This is a genomic window from Streptomyces sp. NPDC019890 (genome assembly GCF_044903445.1).
Taxonomy (GTDB): domain Bacteria; phylum Actinomycetota; class Actinomycetes; order Streptomycetales; family Streptomycetaceae; genus Streptomyces.
The window spans coordinates 1-23,320 of the sequence record NZ_JBJDQK010000022.1 but is presented as its reverse complement, the minus strand read 5'-3'; the positions used below and the strand labels follow the sequence as shown (position 1 = coordinate 23,320).

General features: G+C 69.9%; 22 protein-coding genes. 8 read left to right on the top strand and 14 right to left on the bottom strand.

The genetic code is table 11. The annotated features are described in order from the left end of the window. On the top strand, nt 1–999 hold the full coding sequence (locus tag ACI2LP_RS32400) for an anion permease (protein WP_404728113.1): 999 nt from the start codon (nt 1–3) through the stop codon (nt 997–999). Nucleotides 1,000–1,265: 266 nt separating this feature from the next. On the opposite strand, the gene pstB is transcribed toward ACI2LP_RS32400, so the two are convergent. From pstB to mshD, 8 genes are all read right to left on the bottom strand, one after another. Further along, complete coding sequence (gene pstB / locus ACI2LP_RS32395; RefSeq protein WP_404728112.1) at nt 1,266–2,042, bottom strand: phosphate ABC transporter ATP-binding protein PstB; 777 nt, start codon at nt 2,040–2,042, stop codon at nt 1,266–1,268. A gap of 50 nt (nt 2,043–2,092) precedes the next feature. Then, nucleotides 2,093–3,169: a phosphate ABC transporter permease PstA gene (pstA, locus tag ACI2LP_RS32390; RefSeq protein ID WP_404728111.1), complete on the bottom strand. Its 1,077-nt coding sequence runs from the start codon at nt 3,167–3,169 to the stop codon at nt 2,093–2,095. Next, complete coding sequence (gene pstC, locus ACI2LP_RS32385) at nt 3,166–4,164, bottom strand: phosphate ABC transporter permease subunit PstC (protein WP_404728110.1); 999 nt, start codon at nt 4,162–4,164, stop codon at nt 3,166–3,168. The genes pstA and pstC overlap by 4 nt, the downstream gene beginning before the upstream one ends. 104 nt (nt 4,165–4,268) lie before the next feature. Further along, a complete protein-coding gene (gene pstS, locus ACI2LP_RS32380) occupies nt 4,269–5,402 on the bottom strand; it encodes a phosphate ABC transporter substrate-binding protein PstS (RefSeq protein WP_404728109.1) in 1,134 nt (377 codons plus the stop codon). 188 nt (nt 5,403–5,590) lie between these two features. Further along, entirely contained in the window at nt 5,591–6,007 is a 417-nt protein-coding gene (locus tag ACI2LP_RS32375; RefSeq protein WP_404728108.1) for an NUDIX hydrolase, read from the bottom strand. 16 nt (nt 6,008–6,023) lie between these two features. After that, entirely contained in the window at nt 6,024–7,109 is a 1,086-nt protein-coding gene (locus tag ACI2LP_RS32370; RefSeq protein WP_404728127.1) for a CHAD domain-containing protein, read from the bottom strand. Between the two features lies 1 nt (nt 7,110). Then, on the bottom strand, nt 7,111–9,336 hold the full coding sequence (locus tag ACI2LP_RS32365; protein WP_404728107.1) for an RNA degradosome polyphosphate kinase: 2,226 nt from the start codon (nt 9,334–9,336) through the stop codon (nt 7,111–7,113). A gap of 387 nt (nt 9,337–9,723) precedes the next feature. Further along, complete coding sequence (mshD, locus tag ACI2LP_RS32360) at nt 9,724–10,647, bottom strand: mycothiol synthase (RefSeq protein WP_404728106.1); 924 nt, start codon at nt 10,645–10,647, stop codon at nt 9,724–9,726. Nucleotides 10,648–10,908: 261 nt separating this feature from the next. Between mshD and ACI2LP_RS32355 the strand changes: the two genes are divergently transcribed. Beyond that, nucleotides 10,909–12,711, top strand: a complete 1,803-nt coding sequence (locus tag ACI2LP_RS32355; protein WP_404728105.1) for a bifunctional metallophosphatase/5'-nucleotidase — start codon at nt 10,909–10,911, stop codon at nt 12,709–12,711. Nucleotides 12,712–12,870: 159 nt separating this feature from the next. Then, on the top strand, nt 12,871–13,740 hold the full coding sequence (locus tag ACI2LP_RS32350) for a phosphatidylinositol-specific phospholipase C (RefSeq protein ID WP_404728104.1): 870 nt from the start codon (nt 12,871–12,873) through the stop codon (nt 13,738–13,740). Between the two features lie 19 nt (nt 13,741–13,759). Here the strand turns inward: ACI2LP_RS32350 and ACI2LP_RS32345 are convergent, their stop codons facing one another. The 6 genes from ACI2LP_RS32345 to ACI2LP_RS32320 all read right to left on the bottom strand — a co-directional run bounded on the left by ACI2LP_RS32345 (nt 13,760) and on the right by ACI2LP_RS32320 (nt 19,421). Further along, nucleotides 13,760–14,200 carry a hypothetical protein gene (locus ACI2LP_RS32345; protein WP_404728103.1) on the bottom strand — a complete coding sequence of 147 codons (441 nt, stop codon included), beginning with the start codon at nt 14,198–14,200 and terminating at the stop codon, nt 13,760–13,762. Between the two features lie 78 nt (nt 14,201–14,278). Then, nucleotides 14,279–15,715 (bottom strand): ATP-binding protein, encoded by a 1,437-nt coding sequence (locus ACI2LP_RS32340; protein ID WP_404728102.1) that lies wholly within the window; start codon nt 15,713–15,715, stop codon nt 14,279–14,281. Further along, nucleotides 15,712–16,434, bottom strand: a complete 723-nt coding sequence (locus ACI2LP_RS32335; protein ID WP_404728101.1) for a response regulator transcription factor — start codon at nt 16,432–16,434, stop codon at nt 15,712–15,714. The genes ACI2LP_RS32340 and ACI2LP_RS32335 overlap by 4 nt, the downstream gene beginning before the upstream one ends. 20 nt (nt 16,435–16,454) lie before the next feature. Further along, a complete protein-coding gene (locus tag ACI2LP_RS32330; protein ID WP_404728100.1) occupies nt 16,455–17,426 on the bottom strand; it encodes a S1C family serine protease in 972 nt (323 codons plus the stop codon). Between the two features lie 145 nt (nt 17,427–17,571). Continuing rightward, nucleotides 17,572–18,594, bottom strand: a complete 1,023-nt coding sequence (locus tag ACI2LP_RS32325; protein WP_404728099.1) for a LacI family DNA-binding transcriptional regulator — start codon at nt 18,592–18,594, stop codon at nt 17,572–17,574. A 23-nt stretch (nt 18,595–18,617) separates the two neighbouring features. Then, nucleotides 18,618–19,421: a response regulator transcription factor gene (locus tag ACI2LP_RS32320; RefSeq protein WP_404728098.1), complete on the bottom strand. Its 804-nt coding sequence runs from the start codon at nt 19,419–19,421 to the stop codon at nt 18,618–18,620. A gap of 220 nt (nt 19,422–19,641) precedes the next feature. Here ACI2LP_RS32320 and ACI2LP_RS32315 point away from each other — a divergent pair, with 220 nt between their 5' ends. The 5 genes from ACI2LP_RS32315 to ACI2LP_RS32295 all read left to right on the top strand — a co-directional run bounded on the left by ACI2LP_RS32315 (nt 19,642) and on the right by ACI2LP_RS32295 (nt 23,113). Next, nucleotides 19,642–20,454 (top strand): alpha/beta hydrolase, encoded by an 813-nt coding sequence (locus tag ACI2LP_RS32315; RefSeq protein WP_404728097.1) that lies wholly within the window; start codon nt 19,642–19,644, stop codon nt 20,452–20,454. 98 nt (nt 20,455–20,552) lie between these two features. Beyond that, entirely contained in the window at nt 20,553–20,807 is a 255-nt protein-coding gene (locus ACI2LP_RS32310) for a MoaD/ThiS family protein (RefSeq protein WP_404728096.1), read from the top strand. Next, entirely contained in the window at nt 20,743–21,909 is a 1,167-nt protein-coding gene (locus tag ACI2LP_RS32305; protein WP_404728095.1) for a hypothetical protein, read from the top strand. Before ACI2LP_RS32310 ends, ACI2LP_RS32305 begins: the two co-directional genes overlap by 65 nt. 145 nt (nt 21,910–22,054) lie before the next feature. Then, nucleotides 22,055–22,801, top strand: a complete 747-nt coding sequence (locus ACI2LP_RS32300; protein WP_404728094.1) for a DUF2993 domain-containing protein — start codon at nt 22,055–22,057, stop codon at nt 22,799–22,801. A gap of 228 nt (nt 22,802–23,029) precedes the next feature. Next, nucleotides 23,030–23,113, top strand: a complete 84-nt coding sequence (locus ACI2LP_RS32295) for a putative leader peptide (protein WP_352376456.1) — start codon at nt 23,030–23,032, stop codon at nt 23,111–23,113. Nucleotides 23,114–23,320: the final 207 nt, after the last annotated feature.

Genomic DNA, 23,320 nt, shown 5'->3' with positions numbered 1-23,320 from the left:
GTGGACACCCTTGCCCTGATCGTGACCATTGGTGTCGCGCTCGGATTCACGTACACCAACGGCTTTCACGACTCCGCGAACGCGATTGCGACCTCGGTCTCCACGCGTGCGCTGACGCCGCGCGCGGCGCTGGCGATGGCCGCGGTGATGAACCTCGCCGGTGCCTTCCTCGGACAGAGCGTCGCGAAGACCGTCAGCGAAGGGCTCATCGAGACGCCCACAGGCAACCAGGGGATGGGCATCCTCTTCGCCGCGCTGCTCGGGGCGATCGTGTGGAACCTGGTCACCTGGTACTTCGGACTGCCGTCTTCCTCGTCCCACGCGCTGTTCGGCGGAATGGTCGGCGCGGCGCTCGCGGGCGGGACAGGGGTCATCTGGTCCGGGGTGCTCGACAAGGTCGTCATCCCGATGTTCGTCTCGCCGGTCGTGGGTCTGATCTGCGGGTATCTGGTGATGGTCGCGATTCTTTGGACGTTCCGGAAGGCCAGCCCGAACAAGGCCAAGCGTGGTTTCCGGATAGCGCAGACCGTCTCGGCGGCGGGCATGGCGCTCGGTCACGGGCTCCAGGACGCGCAGAAGACGATGGGCATCGTGGTGATGGCGCTCGTCATCGCGGGTGTGGAGGACCAGGGCGACGCGATTCCGGTCTGGGTGAAGATCGCATGTGCGCTGATGCTGTCGCTCGGGACGTACGCGGGTGGGTGGCGGATCATGCGGACGCTCGGCCGCAAGATCATCGAGCTGGATCCGCCGCAGGGGTTCGCGGCGGAGACGACGGGGGCGTCGATCATGTTCGGCTCCGCGTTCCTGTTCCACGCGCCGATCTCGACGACGCATGTGATCACGTCCGCGATCATGGGGGTGGGCGCGACGAAGCGGGTGAACGCGGTGCGCTGGGGGGTTGCGAAGAACATCATCATGGGGTGGTTCATCACGATGCCGGCCGCGGCGATTGTCGCTGCGCTGAGCTATGGGCTCGTGTACCTGATCTTCGGCTGACGGCTCGAAGAGTCCCCAGCCCCTGCCTGCAGTATCGATTCTGCGGCTCCGCCCCGGACGCTCTGAGCGTCGGCGTCGCGGCGGGGACCCCTCCCCCGGCATCCCGGACGGGCCGACCATGCGGCCCCGCCGGCGATTGAGGCGCGGGTCCGGGTCGGCCCCGGCAGGGGGCAATGGCTGGGCCCGCCCCCTGGGAGAGGGGGCGGGCCCTTCGTCTTGCGGTGGCACCGCCATGCAGCACCGCAGGACGCTCGTGGCGCCGGTGACTATCCGAAGCGTCCCGAGATGTAGTCCTCGGTCGCCTGCACCGACGGATTCGCAAAGATCCGCTCCGTCTCGTCGATCTCGATCAGCCTCCCGGGCTGCCCGACCGCCGAGAGGTTGAAGAACGCCGTACGGTCCGAGACCCGCGCCGCCTGCTGCATGTTGTGCGTCACGATGACGATCGTGAAGCGCTCCTTCAGCTCCCCGATCAGGTCCTCGATCGCGAGCGTCGAGATCGGGTCCAGCGCCGAGCACGGCTCGTCCATCAGCAGCACGTCCGGCTCGACCGCGATCGCGCGGGCGATGCACAGCCGCTGCTGCTGACCGCCGGACAGGCTCGAACCGGGCTTGTTCAGGCGGTCCTTGACCTCGTTCCAGAGGTTCGCGCCCTTGAGGGACTTCTCGACGACGTCCGCCAGCTGGTTCTTCCTGTACGAGCCGTTCAGGCGCAGGCCCGCCGCGACATTGTCGAAGATCGACATCGTCGGGAACGGGTTCGGCCGCTGGAAGACCATGCCGACCGTACGGCGTACGGCGACGGGGTCCACGCTGGAGGCGTACAGGTTCTCGTCGTCCAGCAGCACCTTGCCCTCCACGCGGCCGCCGGGCGTGACCTCGTGCATACGGTTCAGGGTGCGCAGGAACGTGGACTTGCCGCAGCCGGACGGGCCGATGAAGGCCGTCACGGAGCGGGGCTCCACAGTCATCGAGATGTCCTCGATCGCCTTGTGGGAGCCGTAGTAGGCAGTCAGGCCGCTGACGTCGATTCGCTTGGCCATGGGGATCACTTCCAATCTGCCGCCACGCGGCGGCAGCCGCAAATTGACGCTTAGCGGCCGGTCTTGGGGGCCTTCCAGCGGGCTATGCCGCGGGCCACCAGGTTGAGGAGCATGACGAAGGCGATCAGGACCAGGGCGGCGGCCCAGGCGCGGTCGTACGACGCCTCGCTGCCGACCCGGTACTGCTCCCAGATGTAGAAGGGGAGCGAGGACTGGGCGCCTTCGAACGGGTTGGTATTGATCAGCTGACTGCCGAAGACCAGAAGCATGATCGGCGCGGTCTCACCGGCGATACGCGCGATCGCGAGCATCACACCCGTGGTGATGCCCCCGAGCGCGGTCGGGATGACCACCTTCAGGATCGTGCGCCACTTCGGTACGCCGAGGGCCAGCGAGGCTTCGCGCAGCTCGTTCGGGACGAGCTTGAGCATCTCCTCGGTGGAGCGGACCACGACCGGGATCATCAGGATCGACAGCGCCAGCGCGCCCATCAGGCCGGACGGCTGCAGGTGGGCAATCAGCATGATCGAGAGGATGAAGAGACCGGCGACGATCGACGGGATGCCCGTCATGACGTCGACGAAGAAGGTGACGGCCTTGGCGAGCGCGCCCTTGCCGTACTCCACCAGGTAGACCGCGGTCAGCAGACCGATCGGTACCGAGACGAGGGTGGCGAGGCCGACCTGCTCCAGGGTGCCGATGATGGCGTGGTAGACACCGCCGCCCTGCTCGAAGCCGGGGACGCCGGCCATGGAGTGGCTGAGGAAGTACGCGTTGAGGACCTTAAGACCGCGGCTGACGGTCACCCAGATCAGCGAGAACAGCGGGATCACGGCGAGGATGAAGCAGACCCACACGACGCTGGTGGCGAGGCGGTCCTTCGCCTGGCGCTTGTTCTCGACGATCGAGGTGACGACGTACGAGACGAGCACGAAGAGCAGGGCCGACACGAGGCCCCACTGCACGCGACTCTCCCAGCCGGCCGCGATGCTGATGCCGCAGCCGAGGGCGATCGAGACGACCGCGAATGCGATGGGGGCCCAGCGCGGCAGGGACCGGGCGCTGAGGGGGCCCTTGCGGGCGGCGCGGGCCGGGGTCGGCCGGTCCTTTATGGCTGTGTGGCTCATGCGTTGGCCCCCGAGTACTCCTTGCGGCGGGCGATGATCAGCCGGGCCGCGCCGTTGACCAGCAGGGTCAGGACGAACAGGACCAGGCCGGAGGCGATCAGGGCGTCGCGCCCGAGCTCATTGGCCTCGTCGAACTTCGCCGCGATGTTCTGGGCGAACGTTCCGCCGCCCGGGTTGAGCAGATGCAGAGAGATCACGAAGCTCGGGGAGAGGACCGTGGCGACGGCCATCGTCTCGCCGAGCGCGCGGCCCAGGCCCAGCATCGAGGCGGAGATCACGCCCGAGCGGCCGAACGGGAGGACCGACATCCGGATGACCTCCCAGCGGGTGGCGCCGAGGGCGAGGGCCGCCTCCTCGTTCATCCGCGGGACCTGAAGGAAGACTTCGCGGCTGACGCTGGTCACGATCGGCAGGATCATGATCGCGAGCAGAATGCCCACGGTGAACAGCGAGCGGGCGACACCGACCTCGGTCTTCTCGAAGAGGTACGTCCAGCCGAAGAACTCGTCCAGCCAGAGGTTGAGACCTTCGAGGTACGGGACCAGGAAGAGGGCGCCCCAGATGCCGTAGATGATCGACGGCACGGCGGCCAGCAGATCCACGACGTAGGCGATGGGCGCGGCGAGCTTGCGCGGCGCGTAGTGCGAGATGAACAGCGCGATGCCGACGGCGATCGGAACGGCGATCACCATCGCGATGATCGAGCTGATCACCGTGCCGAAGAGGAGGACCGCGATGCCGAAGACCGGTGGGTTGCCCGCCGGGTTCCAGTCGAAGGTGGTGAGGAAGTTGCCCTGGTCCTTCGAGATGGCGATGGTGGCGCGGTAGGTGAGGAACGCGGCGATCGACGCCATGATCACCAGGAGCAGGATTCCCGAGCCGCGGGACAGGCCTATGAAGACCTTGTCGCCTGCGCGACCCGTGGAGGTGCTCTTCCTGGCGGACGGCGGAGCCGGCGTTGGAGGAGGGGAGTCTATGGATGTGGTGGAAGCCATGATCTTTCCGGTCTGTGGTGGGGGAGCGGCAGGACTCCCCTGGCGGCGGTGCACCGGATGGGTTGGCCGGCGGAGGCTGGAGTGGCCCCCGCCGGCCTGTTGCGTTACTTCAGACCCGCGATCGTCTCGCGGACCTTGGAGTTGATCTCGGCCGGGATCGGGGCGTAGCCGGCGTCCGCGAGGATCTTCTGACCCTCGTCGCTGGCGGTGTAGGTCAGGAAGGACTTGACCGTGCCCAGGGTGTCGGCCTTGTTGCCGTTGTCGCAGACGACCTCGTAGGTCACCAGGACGAGCGGGTAGGCGCCGTCGGCCTTGGTGGTGTAGTCGAGGCCGAGAGCCAGGTCCTTGCCGGTGCCCTTGATCTTGGCGGCGGCGATGGCCTTGGAGGCGTTCTCGGAGGAGGCCTCGACCGGGGCCGCGGCACCGGTGTTGATCTTGACGGTCGGGATGGACTGCGAGCTCGCGTAGGAGAGCTCGAAGTAACCGATCGCGCCGTCGACCTGCTTGACCTGGGCGGCGACGCCGGAGGAGCCGGACGCGGCCTGGCCACCGGGGGCCGGCCACTTCTTCTCGGGCTCGTAGGGCCAGTCGGCCTTGGCGGTGGCGGCCAGGTACTTGCCGAGGTTCGCCGTGGTGCCGGAGTCCTCGGAGCGGTGGAAGGCCTGGATCGCCTTGTCCGGCAGCGTCGCGCCCTTGTTGAGCTGGGCGATCGCCGGGTCGTTCCACTTCTTGATCTTGCCGTTGAAGATCTTGGCGAGGGTCGGGGCGTCCAGCGTCAGATTGTCGACGCCCTGCAGGTTGTAGCCGATGGCGATCGGGCCACCGACCATGGGCAGGTTGATGCCCTGGCCGCTCTTGCAGACCTTCTTCGACTCGGCGGCCTCTTCGGGCTTGAGCGCCGAGTCGGAGCCGGCGAAGCCCACGGTGCCCTGGTTGAAGGCGATGATGCCCTCACCGGACGAGGAGGCCTTGTAGTTGACCTCGACCCCCGAGCACGCCGCCATGTAGTTCTTGACCCAGAGGTCCATGGCGTTCTTCTGGGCGCTGGAGCCGGAGGCGAGCAGCTTGCCCTTCGCACCGTCGCACTTGATGTTCGACGCGGCGCTGGTCTTCTCGCCGCTGCCGCCGGTGCCGCCCGCGTTGTTGTCCGAACCGCACGCCGTGAGGACCAGGGCGCCGGTCACGGCGAGGGCGCCGAGCGCGGTGGCGCGAAGCCCGTTCTTGCGCTGAAGCTTCACTTTCGGGTGTTCCTTCCAGGAGCCGCGGGACGCGGCGCGTTTCGGGGGTGGGGGAACCGGCGCGGTGCCGGTCACCTTGTAGGGCCGAAATTAGGCAGATCAGATGAAGCCGCCCACGGGGGAGAGTGAACGGAAGGTGAACCGTGTCGGGCAGCTGAGTGCCCGCCGGTGGCCCGGGTCACTGGCCCTCACGCCGAGTGCAGGGCCTCTAGCAGGGCGTCGACGAGAATGCGGTCGCGGGGCTGGGTGAGGCGGTTGCGGGCCGCCGCGGGCGGCAGCCAGAGAATGCGGTCCACCTCCTCGCCCGGGGTGAAGGACCCGGTCGTCGCCTCGGCCGCCCAGTAACTGACCTGCTTGGGCCGCCCGTTTGCGACGTACCGCGCGCTGGGCAGCCGGGCACCCGGTACGCAGCGGTGGCCGGTCTCCTCGAGCACCTCGCGCAGTGCGCAGTCGAGTGTCTTCTCGAGGCGCTTCTGCTTCCCTTTCGGATGCGACCAGTCGTCGTACTTCGGCCTGTGCACGAGGCAGATCTCGATGCCCTCGTCGCCATACGGAGAACGCCGCCACAGCACACAGCCCGCGGCCAGTACGGTCTCGTCCCTCATCGGAGCCCCGCCCCCTTCATGGGGCCGTCACCGCCGTGGTCCGCCACACCTGCTGGAAGGTGAACCGGGCGGCCTCCACCTCGTGCCGCTGGTCGGCGTGCAGCACCCCGAGGGCGTACGCGGTGGCCGGGGCGATCCGCGGTGTGCGGGCGGCCGTGGCCGCGGCCGCGGCGGCCTCGGCGGCGTCGCGGTGGTGGTCGAGGACGAGGCCGGCCCGGCAGAGGACCGGATCCGCCTGCGGGTGCAGCACTTCCTGTGCGTACCGGTGCATGCGCAGCAGCAGCCGGACCTGGTGCCAGGGGGCGTCCTGCGCCTCCTCGGCCGATGCGGTGGCGAGGCCGTACACCAGGGCGTCCGCGTTGTACGGGTGCGCGGCGCGGCCCAGCGGCAGCGCGGCGACGGCTTCGAGCAGCTGCCGCTCGGCGAGTTCGGCGGGCAGGGCCAGGGTCTCGGCGGCCGGGCCGGCTGCCGCCGGGACCAGCGGCAGCTCGGAGGCGAGCACGGCGACGGAGTCGGCGACCGCGTGGAAGCGGGAGGAGCCGAGTGCCTGGAGGGCAGCGGAGTGGGCGCGGGTCCTGGCGAGGGTGAGCTGCCGCTCCAGGAGGGCTCCGGCGCGCGCGGCCCCCACGGTCAGGCTGCCCGTGGGGCGCAGGGCGCCGGCGGCGGTTTCGGAGGCACCGGACGCGACGGACGAGGGGGCATCGTTGTCGAGCGGGCGAAGCTCCCCCCTCGCCGGTGGCAACGGGCTCGCCCCCGACAGCCTCGACAGCGCTTCGAGCAGCCGGCCGAGCCGCGAGGTGCAGGCGTGTTCCTGTGCCAACGTCGCGGACAGCCATGCCAGTTCGGTGCGCAGCTCGTCCGCCCAGGAGGGGTCGAGCAGCGGCCGGAAGGTGTGCAGCGTCCCGCTGATGCGCCGGGCGGCCCGGCGCAGTGCGCGGGCGGCCTCCGCCACGCCCGCGGTGTCCGCGCCGCTTTCGCTGTGCAGCCGCAGACTGCGCAGGAAGTCGCCCGCCCGGGCGTGCAGATACCTGGCCAGCGCCTCGCCGGCCGTGGGCGCGGCGGAGAGGGCGGCCGGGACGGGGGCAGCGTCCTGCTGGGACAGATCAGGGCTGTGCACGCCGGCGCCTCCGGGCGTCTATGAGCATCTCCTGTACATGCCGCAGCGGCTGGCCGTCCGGGTCCGTCGAATGCCGGGTCCAGGTGCCGTCCGGGCCCAGGTGCCAGGAGGACGTGGTGTCGGACATGCCGGTTTCCAGCAGCCGGGTCAGGGCAGCGCGGTGGGCCGGGTCGGTGACCCGCACCAGTGCCTCGATACGGCGGTCGAGGTTGCGGTGCATCATGTCGGCGCTGCCGAACCACACTTCGGGCTCGCCGCCGTTGCCGAAGGCGAAGATCCGGGAGTGCTCCAGGAAGCGGCCGAGTATCGAGCGCACCCGGATGTTCTCCGAGAGGCCGGGGACCCCGGGACGTATTGCGCATATCCCGCGGACCCAGATGTCCACCGGTACGCCCGCCATCGCGGCCCGGTAGCAGGCGTCGATGACGGCCTCGTCCACCATCGAGTTGACCTTGAAGCGTACGTAGGCGGGGCGTCCGGCGCGGTGGTGCGCGACTTCCTTGTTGATGCGCGAAATGAGGCCGTCGCGCAGCGACTTGGGGGCGACCAGGAGCCGGCGGTAGGTCTCGCGGCGCGAGTATCCCGACAGCCGGTTGAACAGGTCCGAGAGGTCCGCGCCGACCTGCGGGTCCGCGGTGAGCAGCCCCAGGTCCTCGTAGAGGCGGGCGGTCTTCGGGTGGTAGTTCCCGGTGCCGACGTGGGAGTAACGGCGCAGTGTGTCGCCCTCCTGGCGTACCACCAGCGACAGCTTGCAGTGGGTCTTCAGACCGACGAGTCCGTAGACGACATGGCAGCCGGCCTCCTCCAGCTTCCGCGCCCACTTGATGTTGGCCTGCTCGTCGAAGCGGGCCTTGATCTCGACCAGGACGAGGACCTGCTTGCCCGAATCGGCGGCGTCGATCAGCGCGTCCACTATCGGGGACTCGCCGCTGGTGCGGTACAGCGTCTGCTTGATGGTCAGTACGTCCGGGTCGGCCGCGGCCTGCTCCAGGAAGGCCTGGACGGACGTCGAGAACGAGTCGTAGGGGTGGTGCAGCAGCACGTCGCGCTCGCGCAGCGCCATGAAGATGTCGGGCGCGGAGGCCGACTCGACCTCGGAGAGGTCCCGGTGGGTGCCCGCGACGAACTTCGGGAACTTCAGCTCGGGCCGGTCCAGCGCCGCGATGCCGAACAGTCCGGTCAGGTCCAGCGGCCCGGGCAGCGGGTAGACCTCGGCGTCGGAGACCTTCAGCTCGCGGACCAGCAGGTCGAGGACGTACGGATCGATGGACTCCTCGACCTCGAGGCGCACCGGCGGGCCGAAGCGGCGCCGCATGAGCTCCTTCTCCAGGGCCTTCAGGAGGTTCTCGGCGTCGTCCTCCTCGACCTCCAGGTCCTCGTTCCTGGTCACCCGGAACATGTGGTGCGCGAGCACCTCCATGCCGGGGAAGAGCTCCTCCAGGTGTGCCGCGATGACGTCCTCCAGCGGCACGTATCGCTGCGGGGACGCCTCCAGGAAGCGGGACAGCAGCGGTGGGACCTTCACCCGGGCGAAGTGGCGGTGCCCGCTGACCGGGTTCCGCACCACCACGGCCAGATTGAGCGACAGACCGGAGATGTACGGGAAGGGGTGCGCGGGGTCCACGGCCAGTGGGGTGAGCACGGGGAAGATCTGCTGGCGGAAGAGCGTGAACAGGCGCGCCTGCTCCTTCTCGGTGAGGTCGGGCCAGCGGATCAGGTGGATGCCCTCGTCGGCGAGCGCCGGGGCGATGTCCTGCTGGTAGGCGGCGGCGTGCCGGGCCATGAGCTCGCGGGAACGGGTCCAGATCAGGTCCAGGACCTCGCGGGGCTGCAGGCCGGAGGCGGAGCGGGTGGCGACGCCGGTGGCGATGCGGCGCTTGAGTCCGGCGACCCGGACCATGAAGAACTCGTCGAGGTTGCTGGCGAAGATCGCCAGGAAGTTCGCCCGTTCGAGCAGGGGGGTCGCGGGGTCCTCGGCGAGCTCCAGAACGCGCTCGTTGAAGGCGAGCCAGCTGCGCTCGCGGTCCAGGAACCGCCCCGCCGGCAGTTCCCCGGCGCCCTCGTGTTCTTCCTCGTACGAGTCGAGATCGGCGTCGATATCGGGTTCCAGGTCGGAGGCCGTGGCCGCGACGGTGTGCGGGCGGTGCGCGGCTATGGAACCGACGGACGGCTGGGGGTGCTGGACCGGTACCTCGGCGGGCTGCTGGCTCATGAACCCATTCTTCCGCCTTGCAGGTGTGATGGGCGCGTCGGAGAGGGCCGGGATCGGGGGGATCTTCCCGTTCGGGGAGGCGGGCACAGCGGGCTGCATTGGGTGAGGGTCGCAAGGTCGTCTGAATGGCCGGTAACAACGACATGACGTGAGGGGAAGCGGGGCGGGGCCCCCGGGGGGTCCGGCGGGTGGTTCCGCGTCGCGCGGGCCGGCCGTGGCGTCGGCGCAGCCGCCAGAATGCAGCGGCGACGGCGGCCCCGGCAAGGCCCGGGCGCCCGGCCGGCCGTTCTGCCTCAGGGCCCGGTGTGGTAGGTCTGCGCCCTCAGGGCCCCGGGCGCCCCGCCTGACCGTTCAGCGCTTCAAGGTGCGGCGAGGTACGCGTGCGCCTCAGGACTCGGTGCGGTACATCAGATCCACCTCGTGCGTGACGAAGCCCAGCCGCTCGTACACCGCCAGCGCCGCGGGGTTGTCCGCGTCGACATACAGCATCGCGGTCGGCAGCCCTTGCGCGGCGAGATGGCGCAGACCGATCGCCGTGAGGGCCTTGCCGAGGCCGCCGCCCTGGGCGTCGGGGCGGATGCCGAGGACGTACACCTCGCCGAGGTGCTCTGCGGCGTGCACCTTCGTCCAGTGGAAGCCGATGATCTCCCCCTCGCGCTCGGCCAGGAAGAAGCCCTTGGGGTCGAACCACGGCTCGCTCTTGCGGTCGTCGAGGTCCCGCTGGGTCAGTGAGCCCTGCTCGGGGTGGTGCGCGAAGGCGGCGGCGTTCACCGCGAGCCAGGCGGCGTCGTCCTGCCCGGGGACAAAGGCGCGTACGGTCACGCCCGCCGGGAACACCGGCTCGGGAATGTCCAGCGGGCTCAACGGCCGTCGCAGCTGACGCAGTTCACGGAAAAGGGTCAGCCCGAGCACTTGGGCCAGATGCCGCGCGGCGGACTTCCCGCCGTGCGCCCACACCCGCAGCCGCTTCCCGGAGGCACCCAGCAGCGCGCTCCCGAGCGCCCGCCCGTGCCCCCGCCCCCGGTGCGCGGGATGCACGACCAACTCGGCGGCCGGGGCCTCGACGGGGTCGGTGTCCTCCAGCTGCGCATACCCGATCAGCTCGCCGCGGACGGTGAGCAGAAGATGCCGAACGCCCTCCCGCCTGCCGCCCTTCAGCTGCAGTCGCCCCTGCTCGGAGACGGCCTGCATCCCGTCGGCACGGGCGGCTTCGTCGAGCATGCCGAGCACGTCCCGGGCCTGCCCGGGGCTGAGCTCGTCAAGGGTCTGAATCTGCCGGCCGGGCTCCGGAATCACCGCTTCAGTGGTCATGGGTCGAGGGTACGGCTGTGCGGCACGTTGTCGGCGGTAAGGGCCAGGTCATGCGTGCAGCGGATCGTCCGGGGCGTCCCGCTCCGCATCGCGTACGAGGTCGTCGGCGACGGCCGGACGGAGGAGAGGCCGAGGGCGCGAGTGGCCCCTTTGACGAACGATGGCAACCAGGTCGTAACCCGTACCCCCTGTCGCGCTACGCGCGTTGACTCTAGGCTGCCGCTCGCAGCCTTTGACCACGCTGAACTGACAAGGGGACAGATGTCAGCGACACCGCAAAAGAACCGCCTCCGCATACTCGCCGCGGTCGCTGGACTGACCACCGTCGGCGCACTGGTCGCCGCGATGCCCGCCGGGGCGCAGGAGCAGAGCCATGGACATGGGCGGGCCCACGGCCGCACCGTCGACGTGCAGTTGCTCTCATTCAACGACCTGCACGGGAACCTTGAGCCGCCCGCCGGCTCGGCCGGGACCATCAGTGAGACGCAGCCCGACGGCACCGTCAAGGTGATACCGGCCGGTGGTGCCGAGTACCTTGCGACCTCCCTGCGCAATGCCCGCAAGGGGAACCCGTACTCCATCACCGCCGCCGGCGGCGACCTGGTCGGAGCCAGCCCGCTGCTGTCCGGGCTCTTCCACGACGAGCCGACCATCGAGGCGCTGAACAAGATTGACCTGGATGTCACGGCCGTCGGCAACCACGAGTTCGACGAGGGCGCGGTCGAGCTCGGCCGCCTCCAGAACGGCGGTTGTCACCCGGTCGAGGGCTGCTACGAGCAGGGGAAGAGGTTCAAGGGAGCGGACTTCCCCTACCTCGCGGCCAACGTCACCAATGAGAAGACCGGTCGGCCGATCCTCAAGCCGTACACCGTCTGGAAGAAGAACGGCGTCAAGATCGGCTTCATCGGGGTCACCCTCGAAGGCACGCCGGACATCGTCAACGCCAATGGCATCAAGGGCCTCAAGTTCAACGACGAGGTCGAGACAATCAACAAGTACGCCCGTGAGCTCGACCGCCAGGGCGTGAAGTCGATCGTCGCGCTCATCCACGAGGGCGGCCTGCCCACCTCCTCCTCGTACAACTACAACTGCGACTCGGCCGGGCCCGGCGCCGGTATCTCTGGCCCGATCGTGGACATCGCCAAGAACCTCACGCCGAAGGTGGACGCCCTGGTCACGGGCCACACCCATCAGGCGTACGTGTGCACGATCCCGGACCCGTCCGGCAAGCCGCGCATGGTCACTTCGGCGGCCTCGTACGGCAAGCTCTACACGGACACCACCCTCACCTACGACCGCCGCACCAAGGACATCGTGCGTACGTCGGTGAAGTCCGCGAACCACATCGTCAGCCGTGACCAGGCCAAGGCCGAGGACATGACGGCGCTCATCGCTCGCTGGAACAAGCTCGCCGCGCCGGTCGCCAACCGCCCGCAGGGCTGGATTTCCGCCGACATCAACGGCCGTGGCTCCACCGCACTGGAGAAGCCGCTCGGCGACCTGATCACGGACGCGCAGCTGACGGGCCTGGCCCCGGCGGACAAGGGCGGCGCGCAGCTCGCGCTGATGAACCCGGGCGGCATCAGGTCCGACCTGGTCTACAAGGCCTCCGGCAGCGAGGGCGACGGTGTGGTGACCTACGGCGAGTCATTCACCGTGCAGCCCTTCACCAACATGATGAACGTCGTCGACCTCACCGGCGCCCAGCTGATCACCGCGCTCCAGCAGCAGGTCAGCGGCCCGAACGAGGCCTCGCCGAAGATCCTCCAGGTCTCGGCGGGCTTCACGTACACCCTGGACATGACGAAGACGGGGGCGGCGCGGATCGTCGTCGACTCGGTGAAGCTGAACGGCGTCGCGCTCGACCCGGCGAAGACCTACCGGGTCGCGCTGAACGAGTTCCTGGCGGGTGGCGGCGACGGTTTCCCCGTCTTCAAGGAGCACAAGAACAAGCTGGTGGGTGCGTCCGACCTGGATGTCTTCAACGCCTACCTGGCGGCGAACTCGACGGCGGCCAAGCCGATCACGCCGCCGGCTGCGGACCGGATCACGGTCGTGAAGTAGTAGCGGTACCAGTTGTACGACGGTGGGGCGGTGGGCCAAGGGCCTGCCGCCCCACGCGTGTTGGTGGCGGGGTGGGAAATCGCGGCTGGAAAGTGTCGGTCATTACTGGCGCGTACCCGCCCTGCGGGACTTGACGTGGCCCCGCCATAATCCCCGACCATGGACCGACGGAGCTTTCTCGCGGGCGCGGCAGCCATCTCAGCGACCGCCCTCATCGGCGCACCCGCGTTCGCCGCACCGCGGCGCACCCTGTCCGCGCAGGACTGGATGGCGGGCCCCGGCGACTCGACCGCGCTGGCACGGCTGACGATCCCCGGCACCCATGACTCGGGCGCGCGCTTCGGCGGGCTCTGGGCGGAGTGTCAGAACACCACCATCACCGACCAGTTGAACAGCGGCATCCGCTTCCTGGACGTACGGTGCCGGATCACCGGGGACTCCTTCGCCATCCACCACGGGGCGGCCTACCAGAACCTGATGTTCGGCGATGTGCTCATCGCCTGCCGGGACTTCCTCGCCGCCCACCCCTCCGAGACGGTCCTGATGCGCGTCAAGCAGGAGTACTCGCAGGAGAGCGACGCCGCCTTCCGCCGTATCTTCGACATCTACCTCGACAACAAGGGCTGGCGCCCGCTGTTCCGCATCGGCGACGGGCTGCCGACGCTCGGCGAGGCACGCGGCAAGGTCGTGCTGATCGGCGACAACGGCGGGCTGCCCGGCCTCCGCTGGGGCGACGGCAGCTTCTTCGACATCCAGGACGACTGGAACGCCGCGCCGAACGCCAAGTACCCCAAGATCGAGGCGCACTTCCGCAAGGCGGCCCAGCAGCCCGGCAAGCTGTACATCAATTTCGTCAGCACCTCCGCGTATCTGCCGCCGCGCTGGAACTCCGACAACCTCAACCCGCGGGTCCACTCCTTCATCAACGGCTCCGAGGCGAGCGGGTGGAAGGGACTGGGTATCGTGCCGTTGGACTTCCCCAACACCCGCTCGGGACTGGTCGATTCACTGATCCGCCACAACGGTTAGGGCGTGTCCATGCGGAACATCAGAGGTCGTCGCAGATGCTGCGGGCCTTGGCCACGTCCTTCTTGACGTCGTAACCATTGGCTTGGCGCTGACGTGCCCACATGATGGCGTCCGCGAGCGGCTTGTACTCCGAGTCGCCCGCGGCCGCCGCCGCGGAGAGGGTGACCGCCCCTGACCAGCGGTTGAGCGCAATCTCGCTCTCCTTGCCACTGCCCGTGATCTTGGAGTCGTCGAAGCCGGCCAGGGCGTTGCACGCCCCCTGGGCATCGGACGCCGGACCGGACCCGGCGCCGCCGAAGAGTGCCCAGGCTGCGCCCACCGCCCCGCCGCCTGTCAGCAGCCCGATCGCGAGGGCCGCGATCAGGGGGCCGTTGCGACGACGGGGCAGGGGTACCGGCGGTCCGGACGAGCCGGGCGGAGGCGGCGGAAAGGGCGCGGAGGAAAGTTCCTGTGGCTGCATTCCACCGAAGGTAGCGACTGGTGAGCTCGCGGTTGTCAGGATCGGGTCATTCCGGTCGGACGCGGGGCCGCGGCACGGTCAGGCGGCTGCCGGGGGCGGCGTCGCCGCCCCCGGCAGCCGGATCGCCGCGCGCGTGCCGCCGCCCGGCGCCGGGCCGAGCGAGATCTCGCCGCCCGACTGCTGGACCGTACGGGCCACGATCGACAGCCCGAGGCCCGAGCCCGGCAGCGCGCGCGCCGACGGCGAGCGCCAGAACCGCTCGAAGACGTGCGGGAGTTCATCGGCCGGGATGCCGGGGCCATGGTCCCGTACCGTCAGCTCGCCGGCCCTCAGCGCCACCTCGACCGTGCTGCCCGGCGGCGAGAACTTCACCGCGTTGTCCAGCACATTGACCACCGCCCGCTCCAGCGCGGCCGGCTCCGCCCGTACGTACCAGGGTGTCAGCTCCGCCACGAAGGCCAGCTCGGGCCCGCGCAGCCGCACCCGGGCCAGTGCGGCCCCGGCGATCTCATGCAGGGCGACCACCTTCAGCGGCCCGCGGTCCACGGCGTCCGGCCGCGACAGTTCCTGCAAATCGCCGATGAGCGCGGCGAGTTCGGTCATCTGTGCCTTGACCGAGGCCATCAGCGCAGCACGGTCCGCGGGCGGGATCGCCCGGCCCGTCTCCTCGCTGCGCGCCAGCAGCTCGATGTTCGTACGCAGCGAGGTCAGCGGCGTACGCAGCTCGTGCCCGGCGTCCGCGATCAGCTGCGCCTGCCGGTCCCGGGAGGAGGCGAGCGCGGCGGTCATCGAGTTGAAGGAGCGGGACAGCCGGGCGATCTCGTCCTCGCCCTCGACCGGGATGCGCACGGTCAGATCCTCGGTGCGGGCGACATGCTCGACGGCCCCGGTGAGCCGGTCGACGGGCTTGAGTCCGGCCCGCGCGACCCAGAGCCCGGCCGCGCCCGCGCCCACCACACCGACGCCGGACACGATGAGCAGCAGCAGGGCCAGATCGTTGAGGGTGGCCTCGGTCTCCTTGAGCGGGTACGCGATCGTCACGGCGGTGTCCGTGACGACTCCGCCCGCCGGACCCTGGACGACGGCCGGGACGGTGAGCACGCGGACGTCCTTCCCGGTGGTGTCCGTGCCGTCGCGGAACGTCAGGACGGTCAGGTCCGCGTCCCGCGCCACCTGCTGGTCGCCGCTGTTGACCTTGACGGTGCCGGCGGAGTAGGCGGAAACGCACGGTCTGTCGCTGCCGGCCCGGACGAGCTGGACGTAGTAGACGGGCATGGGGCCGTAGCCGGTCCGCCCGGCCGGGGTCTGGGAGCAGGTACGCAGTGCGAGCTCGATGTCGCCGGGCTGCAGAGGCGCGTTCTGGGACTTCAGCTTGGCGTCGATCTCGTCGTACAGCTTGCCGCGCACGACGAACCAGCACGTCACGGAGACGCCCGCGACCGCCACCGCCACCGCGACCGCGACCAGCAGCGCCAGCCGCGACCGCAGGGGCAGCGCACGGAATCTTCGGATCACTCCGCGCCGCCCGACCGCAGCACGTACCCCACTCCGCGCACCGTGTGGACCAGGCGCGGCTCGCCGGCTGCCTCCGTCTTGCGCCGCAGATACATCACATACACATCCAGCGAATTCGAACTGGGCTCGAAGTCGAAGCCCCACACTGCCTTGAGGATCTGCTCGCGGGTGAGCACCTGGCGCGGGTGCGCCAGAAACATTTCGAGCAGCGTGAACTCCGTACGGGTCAGCTCCACCCGGCGGGTGCCGCGCATGACCTCGCGGGTCACCACGTCCATCCGCAGATCGGCGAAGGCCAGCACGTCGGCGTCGGTGGTGACGCTCGTCGCCGTCGCGTACGAACTGCGCCGCAGCAGCGCCCGCACCCGGGCGAACAGCTCGTCCAGCTCGAACGGCTTGACCAGATAGTCGTCGGCCCCCGCGTCGAGCCCCGTCACCCGGTCGCCGACCGTGTCCCGCGCGGTCAGCATCAGGATCGGCGTCGTCGATCCGGAGGCGCGCAGCCGGCGGGCCGCGGTCAGTCCGTCCATCCTGGGCATCTGGACGTCGAGCACGATCAGATCGGGCGCATACGCCTCGGCCCTGGTCAGCGCGTCGATGCCGTCGACGGCGACCTCGGTCTCGTACCCCTCGAAGGCGAGAGAGCGCTGGAGCGCCTCACGGACGGCGGGCTCGTCGTCGACGATGAGGATGCGGTCGCCTTCACGGGGGGTCGTCATGGCTTCAGCCTCGCACGCGCTCAGCTGTCGCCGCCCGATCGGAGGTCGTCGAGGTCGGCCTTGACCGTGTTGATGGGAATGGCGAAGCCGAGGCCGACGCTGCCGGCCGTGGATCCGCCGGTGGAACTGGGCGAGTACATGGCCGAGTTGATGCCGATGATCTCGCCGTTCATGTTGATGAGGGCGCCGCCGGAGTTGCCGGGGTTGAGGGAGGCGTCGGTCTGGATGGCCTTGTACGTCGTCTTCGACGAGCCCGTGTCGCCGTTGAACTGCTGCCCGCCGAACTCGAAGGGCCAGTTGCCGCGGCCCTGCTGTCGCTGCGGCTCCTGGTCCTTGGCGACGGTGACATCGCGGTTGAGGGCGGACACGATGCCGCTGGTGACGGTGCCGGTCAGGCCCTCGGGCGAGCCGATGGCGACGACCTCGTCGCCGACGCCGAGCTTGCCGGAGTCCCCGAGGGTCGCGGCCTTGAGGTTGCTCGCGCCCTCCAGCGTGATGAGCGCGAGGTCCTTGTCGGGGTCGGTGCCCACGACCTTGGCGGTGTACGTCTTGCCGTCGCTGAGCCGCACCTTCACGGAGTCGGCGCCGGAGACGACGTGGTTGTTGGTGACGATCTCACCGTCGGCCGTGATGATCACGCCGGAGCCGGTGGACTGCCCGGCGTTGGAGGTCGCGCTGATCTCCACGATGCTGGGCGAGACGGCTTGCGCGACGCCGGCGACGGTGCCCTTGCTGCTCTGGGCCACGGTGGTGCCGTTGACGCCGGAGCCGCTGCTGTTGCCCTTGTCGGTGAGCTGCTGGACGAGCGCGGAGGCGCCGCCGCCGATGACCGCGGCGGCGATGGCGACGGCGGCGATCAGCGCGACGGGCCGCTTGGCCCTGGCCCGCGGCGGCGCGACGGCCTGCGGCGGCGCGGGTGGGGGCGGGGGGTAGGCGGGGGCGCCGTAGGGCTGGGGCTCCGGCTGCTGCGGGTACTGGTAGTAGTCCGTCATGGAGCTGACTGTCGGGCCTGTAGATGAGAGCTTTCTGAGGCGGCGCTGAGAAGCCCGACAGAAGTGTGCCCCCGCGCAGCGGTCCCCCCGCGCCCCGGACGCCCGAACCCGCGCAACGGACCCCCGCGCCGAACTCCCGTACCCCCTAAACGCACCCGCAGGACCGCCGGATCACCAACCCCGACGGGAACTGCTTCACCCGCTCCCGGCGCGATCCCGCCACCCGTAGCCCGTCGTCCAGGACCAGGTCCACCGCCGCGCGCGCCATCGCCGGGCGGTCCGACGAGATCGTCGTCAGCGGCGGATCCGTCAGCGCCGCCTCCTTCACGTCGTCGAAGCCCGCCACCGCCAGCTCGCCCGGGACATCGATCCGCAACTCTCGCGCCGCCCGCAGCACACCGATCGCCTGGTCGTCCGTCGAGCAGAAGATCGCCGGCGGCCGCTCGGGCCCGGACAGCAGCTTCAAGGCGACCAGGTACGCGTCGTAGCGGTTGTACGGGGCCTGAAACAGCCGCCCCTCCACCGAGCGCCCCGCCTCCAGCATCGCCCGCCGCCAGCCCTCGACATGGTCCGCCACCGGGTCGCCGACCGCCGGGGTCGACTCGACGCCGCCGAGGCACGCCACGTACGCATGACCGTGCTCCAGCAGATGGCGCGTGGCGAGCTGCGCACCGCCGATGTCGTCCGTCACGACGGCGACGTCGTCGATCGCCTCGGGCCGCTCGTGCAGCAGCACCACCCGCGCGTCCCACGCCTCGATCTCCGCGGCGGCCCGCTCGCTCGGGCCCTGGCTGACCAGGATCAGCCCGGACACCCGCATCCCGAGGAAAGCCCGCAGATAGTGGACCTCGCGCTCGTCGCGGTAGTCGGAGTTCCCGACGAGGACCATTTTTCCGCGTTCCGCCGCGGCCTGTTCCACCGCGTGCGCCATCTCCGCGAAGAACGGCTGCCGCGCGTCCGGCACGATCATGCCTATGAGGTCGGTGCGCCGCGATGCCATCGCCTGGGCAACCCGGTCAGGCCGGTACCCCAGCTCCTTGATCGCTGCGAGTACCCGCTCGCGCGTGGCCGGGGCGACCGGCCTGGGTCCGTTGTTGATGACATAGCTGACGACCGCGGTCGAAGTCCCCGCCAGTCGCGCCACATCGTCCCGCGTCACCTTGGCCACGCGCGAAGTCTACGCGGGGTGACCTATAGCTGGGCAGGCCGTACGGCCTCTTCGTGTACCTCGGTGGTGTCCTCCGTACGGGCGACCGGCGCCGTGGCCTTGGCGGCCGCCTCCGCCGCGGCCTTCGCCTTGGCCTCCTCGGCCGCGCGTTCCACCTTCTCCGGCGCGACGAAGCGGTACCCGACGTTCCGTACGGTCCCGATCAGCGACTCGTGCTCCGGGCCGAGCTTCGCCCGCAGCCGCCGCACATGGACGTCGACCGTCCGCGTACCGCCGAAGTAGTCATAGCCCCAGACCTCCTGCAGCAGCTGGGCGCGGGTGAAGACCCGCCCCGGGTGCTGGGCCAGATACTTCAGCAGCTCGAACTCCTTGAAGGTCAGGTCCAGGACCCGGCCCTTCAGCTTCGCGCTGTACGTCGCCTCGTCGACCGACAGATCGCCGTTGCGGATCTCCATGGGGGAGTCGTCCGAGGTGATCTGCTGGCGGCCCATGGCCAGCCTCAGACGCGCCTCCACCTCGGCGGGTCCGGCGGTGTCGAGAAGGACGTCGTCGATGCCCCAGTCCGCGGTGACCGCGGCGAGCCCGCCCTCCGTCACCACGAGGATCAGCGGACAGCCGGGCCCGGTGGACCGCAGCAGCTGGCACAGCGACCGCACCTGCGGCAGATCGCGGCGGCCGTCGATCAGGATCACGTCGGCACCAGGGGTGTCGACGAGAGCCGGGCCCTCGGCGGGGGCCACCCGCACGTTGTGCAGCAGCAGTCCGAGGGCGGGAAGCACCTCCGTCGACGGCTGAAGGGCATTGGTGAGGAGCAGCAGAGAGCTCATCGCGCCCCACCTGCCTGGGTCGTCTTGCGGTTGTGCACGGTTCGCTCGCCCATAACGTCGGTTCCTCCTCGGTCCCTGCGAGGACGTTGCGGCACTGCTTCGTACGCTTGGCTCCCGCGCCCTGAGAGCCCTTGTTCACCTGCCTGTAACAACGGCCGGAAAACACAAAAGGACCCGGGGGCTTCGTTGCCCGGATCCTCTGTCCAGCAGAATAGCCCACATGAGTTCCCTGGCAGAGGGGTCATTTCACACTTCGGACGCTTCGTCGACAATTCGTGGCCCGGAACGCGCAACCCTGCGTACCAGTGACGGAGTCCGTATCGAGGCTGTGTACGAGCCGTGTACGGCGTGCGTCAGCGCCACCGCGATCGTGATCGCGCATGGCTTCACGGGGTCGGTGGACCGGCCCGCAGTACGCCGTGCGGCACGGGTGTTCGCACAGCATGCGGCCGTGGTCACGTTCTCTTTCCGCGGGCACGGAGGCTCCGGCGGCCGCTCGACTGTCGGCGACCGCGAGGTGCTCGATCTCGCGGCCGCGGTGGAGTGGGCGCGTGGATTCGGTCACACCCGGGTGGTGACGGCCGGATTCTCGATGGGCGGCTCGGTCGTGCTGCGCCATGCGGGGATGCATGGGGGGCGCAAAGAGGCGCGTACGGACGCAGTGGCGGCTGTGAGTGCGCCCGCGCGCTGGTACTACCGCGGTACGGCCCCCATGCGGCGGCTGCACTGGGTGGTCACCCGGCCGGTCGGGCGCCTGGTCGGCCGCTATGGCCTCGGCACCCGAATCCATCCCGAGGAATGGGACCCGGTCCCACCCTCCCCGGTGGAGTCTGTGCCGTTCATCGCGCCGACGCCGCTGCTGATCGTCCACGGCGACCGCGACCCGTACTTTCCGCTCGACCATCCGCGGATGCTCGCCGCCGCGGCCGGGGACGGAGCCGAACTATGGCTGGAACCTGGCATGGGCCACGCCGAGAACGCCGCGGACGACGAGCTCCTGACCCGCATCGCGGCCTGGCTCACCGGCGAGTGAGCCGGCGCGTGGGACGGCGCGTGGGACGGCGTGCGAGCCGTCTCGCCGGGACCGTCCGCGCGTGGCTCATCATGGAAGCCGACGAAAGGAGTGCCGTCATGGCAGCGGGAACGATCCGCTACTGGGCAGCGGCCAAGGCAGCCGCCGGGGTCGCGGAGGAGCCGTACGCGGCGGGAACGCTCGCCGAGGCGCTCGAAGCGGTGCGCGAGCGGCACCCCGGGGAGCTGACGCGCGTACTGCAACGGAGTTCGTTCCTCATCGACGGTGACCCCGTCGGCACCCGCGGCCATGAGACCGTACGGCTTGCCGAGGGCGGCACGGTCGAGGTGCTCCCGCCGTTCGCAGGAGGATGAGCCGCACATCATGAGCAGCGATCAGCAGCATCCGTACGACCCGTACGACCCGTACGACCCGTACGCACAGAGTCGGCAGAGCCAGCCGCAGGGCTATCCGCAGAGCTACCCGGACCCCAACGTCGCCCAGACGTGGGAGGGCCAGACCTGGGACACGCAGTACCAGCCGGTCGTGCCGCCCGCGCAGGCCGCGGCCGACACGGCCTATCTGCCGCCGCAGGCCGCCTACCCGCTGCCCCCCGAGGCACCGGCACCGGCACCGGCTCCGGCTCCGGCTACGGCACCCATGACGTACGAGCCGCCCGCCGCCGGGTACAGCGCCCCCAGCGTCTCGGGCAACCCCCGGCTCACCGACGCCCAGCGCGCCCGCGCCGAGGGACGCTCGCCGATCATCGCGCCCGGCATGCAGCCGGCCGGTCTGACCGCCGCCCTCGGACTGCTGCTCGCCACCGGCGCGGCCATCGGCCAGTACGCGCTGTTCGTGCCGCTCGTGCTGCTGCAGGCCGTCACCGCCGCCGGCTGGTTCCGGCTGAACGGCATGTGGCCCGCCCGGCAGGGCATCGCCCTCGCCTTCGCGGGCGGCCTCGCCGCCGACGTCGTACTGCTCTCCGTCGGCCGGGAGCACGCCCCCGCCGCGATCATCGGCACGCTGGGCGTGTGGGTGCTGCTCACCCTCGTACTGCAGCTGCGCAGCCACGCGGGCACGGACGAGCGGATGCACGGCCTGATGGCGACCGTCGCATCGGCTGCCCTCGCGATCCTTGCGGCCGGACATCTCGCGGCCGCGGACGATGCCGTGGTCATCGGCGGTGTCGCCGTCGCCGTCGCCGTCCTGGCCCGTGCGCTGCCGCTGCCGGACGTCGCCTCCCTGGTCCTGTCGCTGCTGGCCGCGACCGGCGCGGGCATTGCGGCCGGCGGCCTCACCGACATCGGTGCCAACGGCGCGCTGCTCGGTCTCGTGGCGGGCGTGTGCGCGCTGATCGGGCTGCGCGTGGCGAGCTACGACTATCCGTCCCGCTTCGTCCATATGACGGCGGGCGTGGCCCTGCCGCTGACCGCCGCGGCGCCCGCGGTCTATCTGATCGGGCGGGCCCTCGTGTGACCTGCGCGGTCCCCCCGGCCGGAACCAAAAGCCCCCACCTGGACGTCGATCACTGAGTCGATCATTAACAAGAAGGCGTCGTCCGGACTGGATTAGGCTCGCGGGCGTCACGGGGGGCCAGAGACAGGGTGGGGGACACCGAGCAATGCGTGCACTGCGAATACTGCTGATCATCGCTGTGGTCCTGGGCGGCATTTTTGTCGCCGCGGACCGGATCGCGGTCAACATGGCCGAGTCCGAGGCGGCCGACAAGATCAAAAGCAGCCAGGGGCTGAGCTCGACGCCGGAGATCTCCATCAAGGGCTTCCCCTTCCTCACCCAGGTCGTGGGCAAGGAGCTGGACGAGGTCGACGTCAGCCTCGCCGGAATCACCGCCACCGCGGGCGGCCGCTCGGTCAATGTCACCGAGGTCAAGGCCGAGCTGCGCAGCGTGCGGATCGACAGCAGCTTCTCCTCCGCCGTCGCGGACCGCGCCGACGGCTCGGCCCGGATCTCCTACGCCGACCTGACGAAGGCCGCGCCCAGGGGCGCCACCGTCAGCTATGCGGGCGCCGACCGGGCCGCCAAGGGCCAGGTCAAGGTCACAGGACCGCTGGCCGACCTGCTGGAAGGCGCGGGCATCTCGGTGCCCGAGGCGTTCAAGGGCATGCTCAACGGTCGCATGGTCACCACGTACAGCACGGTCGCGCTCAAGGGCGGCAGTACGGTCCAGCTGAAGGCCGAGTCGCTGCCGAACCTGCCGGTGGGCCTCGACGACAAGCTGCGCAGGGTCGTCGACTACGACATGAAGATCGACGGAATGCCGTCGAGCATCAAGCTGGACAAGGTGGCGGCGACGGACGGGGGCCTGCGGTTCTCCGGCACGGGCACGAACGTCTCCCTCGCGGGCTAGCCCGCACCCCCGCCCACGGCTGCCACGACCCCGGTGGCTGCCTGAACCCGCCCTCGGCCGCATGGTGAGACGGACTCGTCCGCTGGGTAGAAGCACGACAGCCACAATGCGCCGAGGGGCGGGCCGGGACCGCCCCAGCCAGCTTCTCGTCCCACATAGTGGATGATCGCGTCTCAGAATGCGACACGCCCATGACAGGGGCCCGGATACGTCCCTACGATCGGACGCATGAAGCGACAGCAGGCGGATCTTACGAAGCGGCGGGCAGTAGACCTGTGCCGCGTCGCCGCCATGCTCTGTCGCACTTTCTGAACGGGAGCCCGGCTCCCGTATCCCTCGGGCCCTTCGACCGTTGTCAGGGCCACCCCTCGTGTCGGGTAGCGCCCGCTTCGCGTACCCGCACACCCTCTCTTCGCACCACCCGCCGCACACTGCCCCGGAGGAGAAAGAGCATGAGCCGCAGCGACGTCCTGGTAGACGCCGACTGGGTCGAGGCCCACATCGATGACCCGAAGGTCG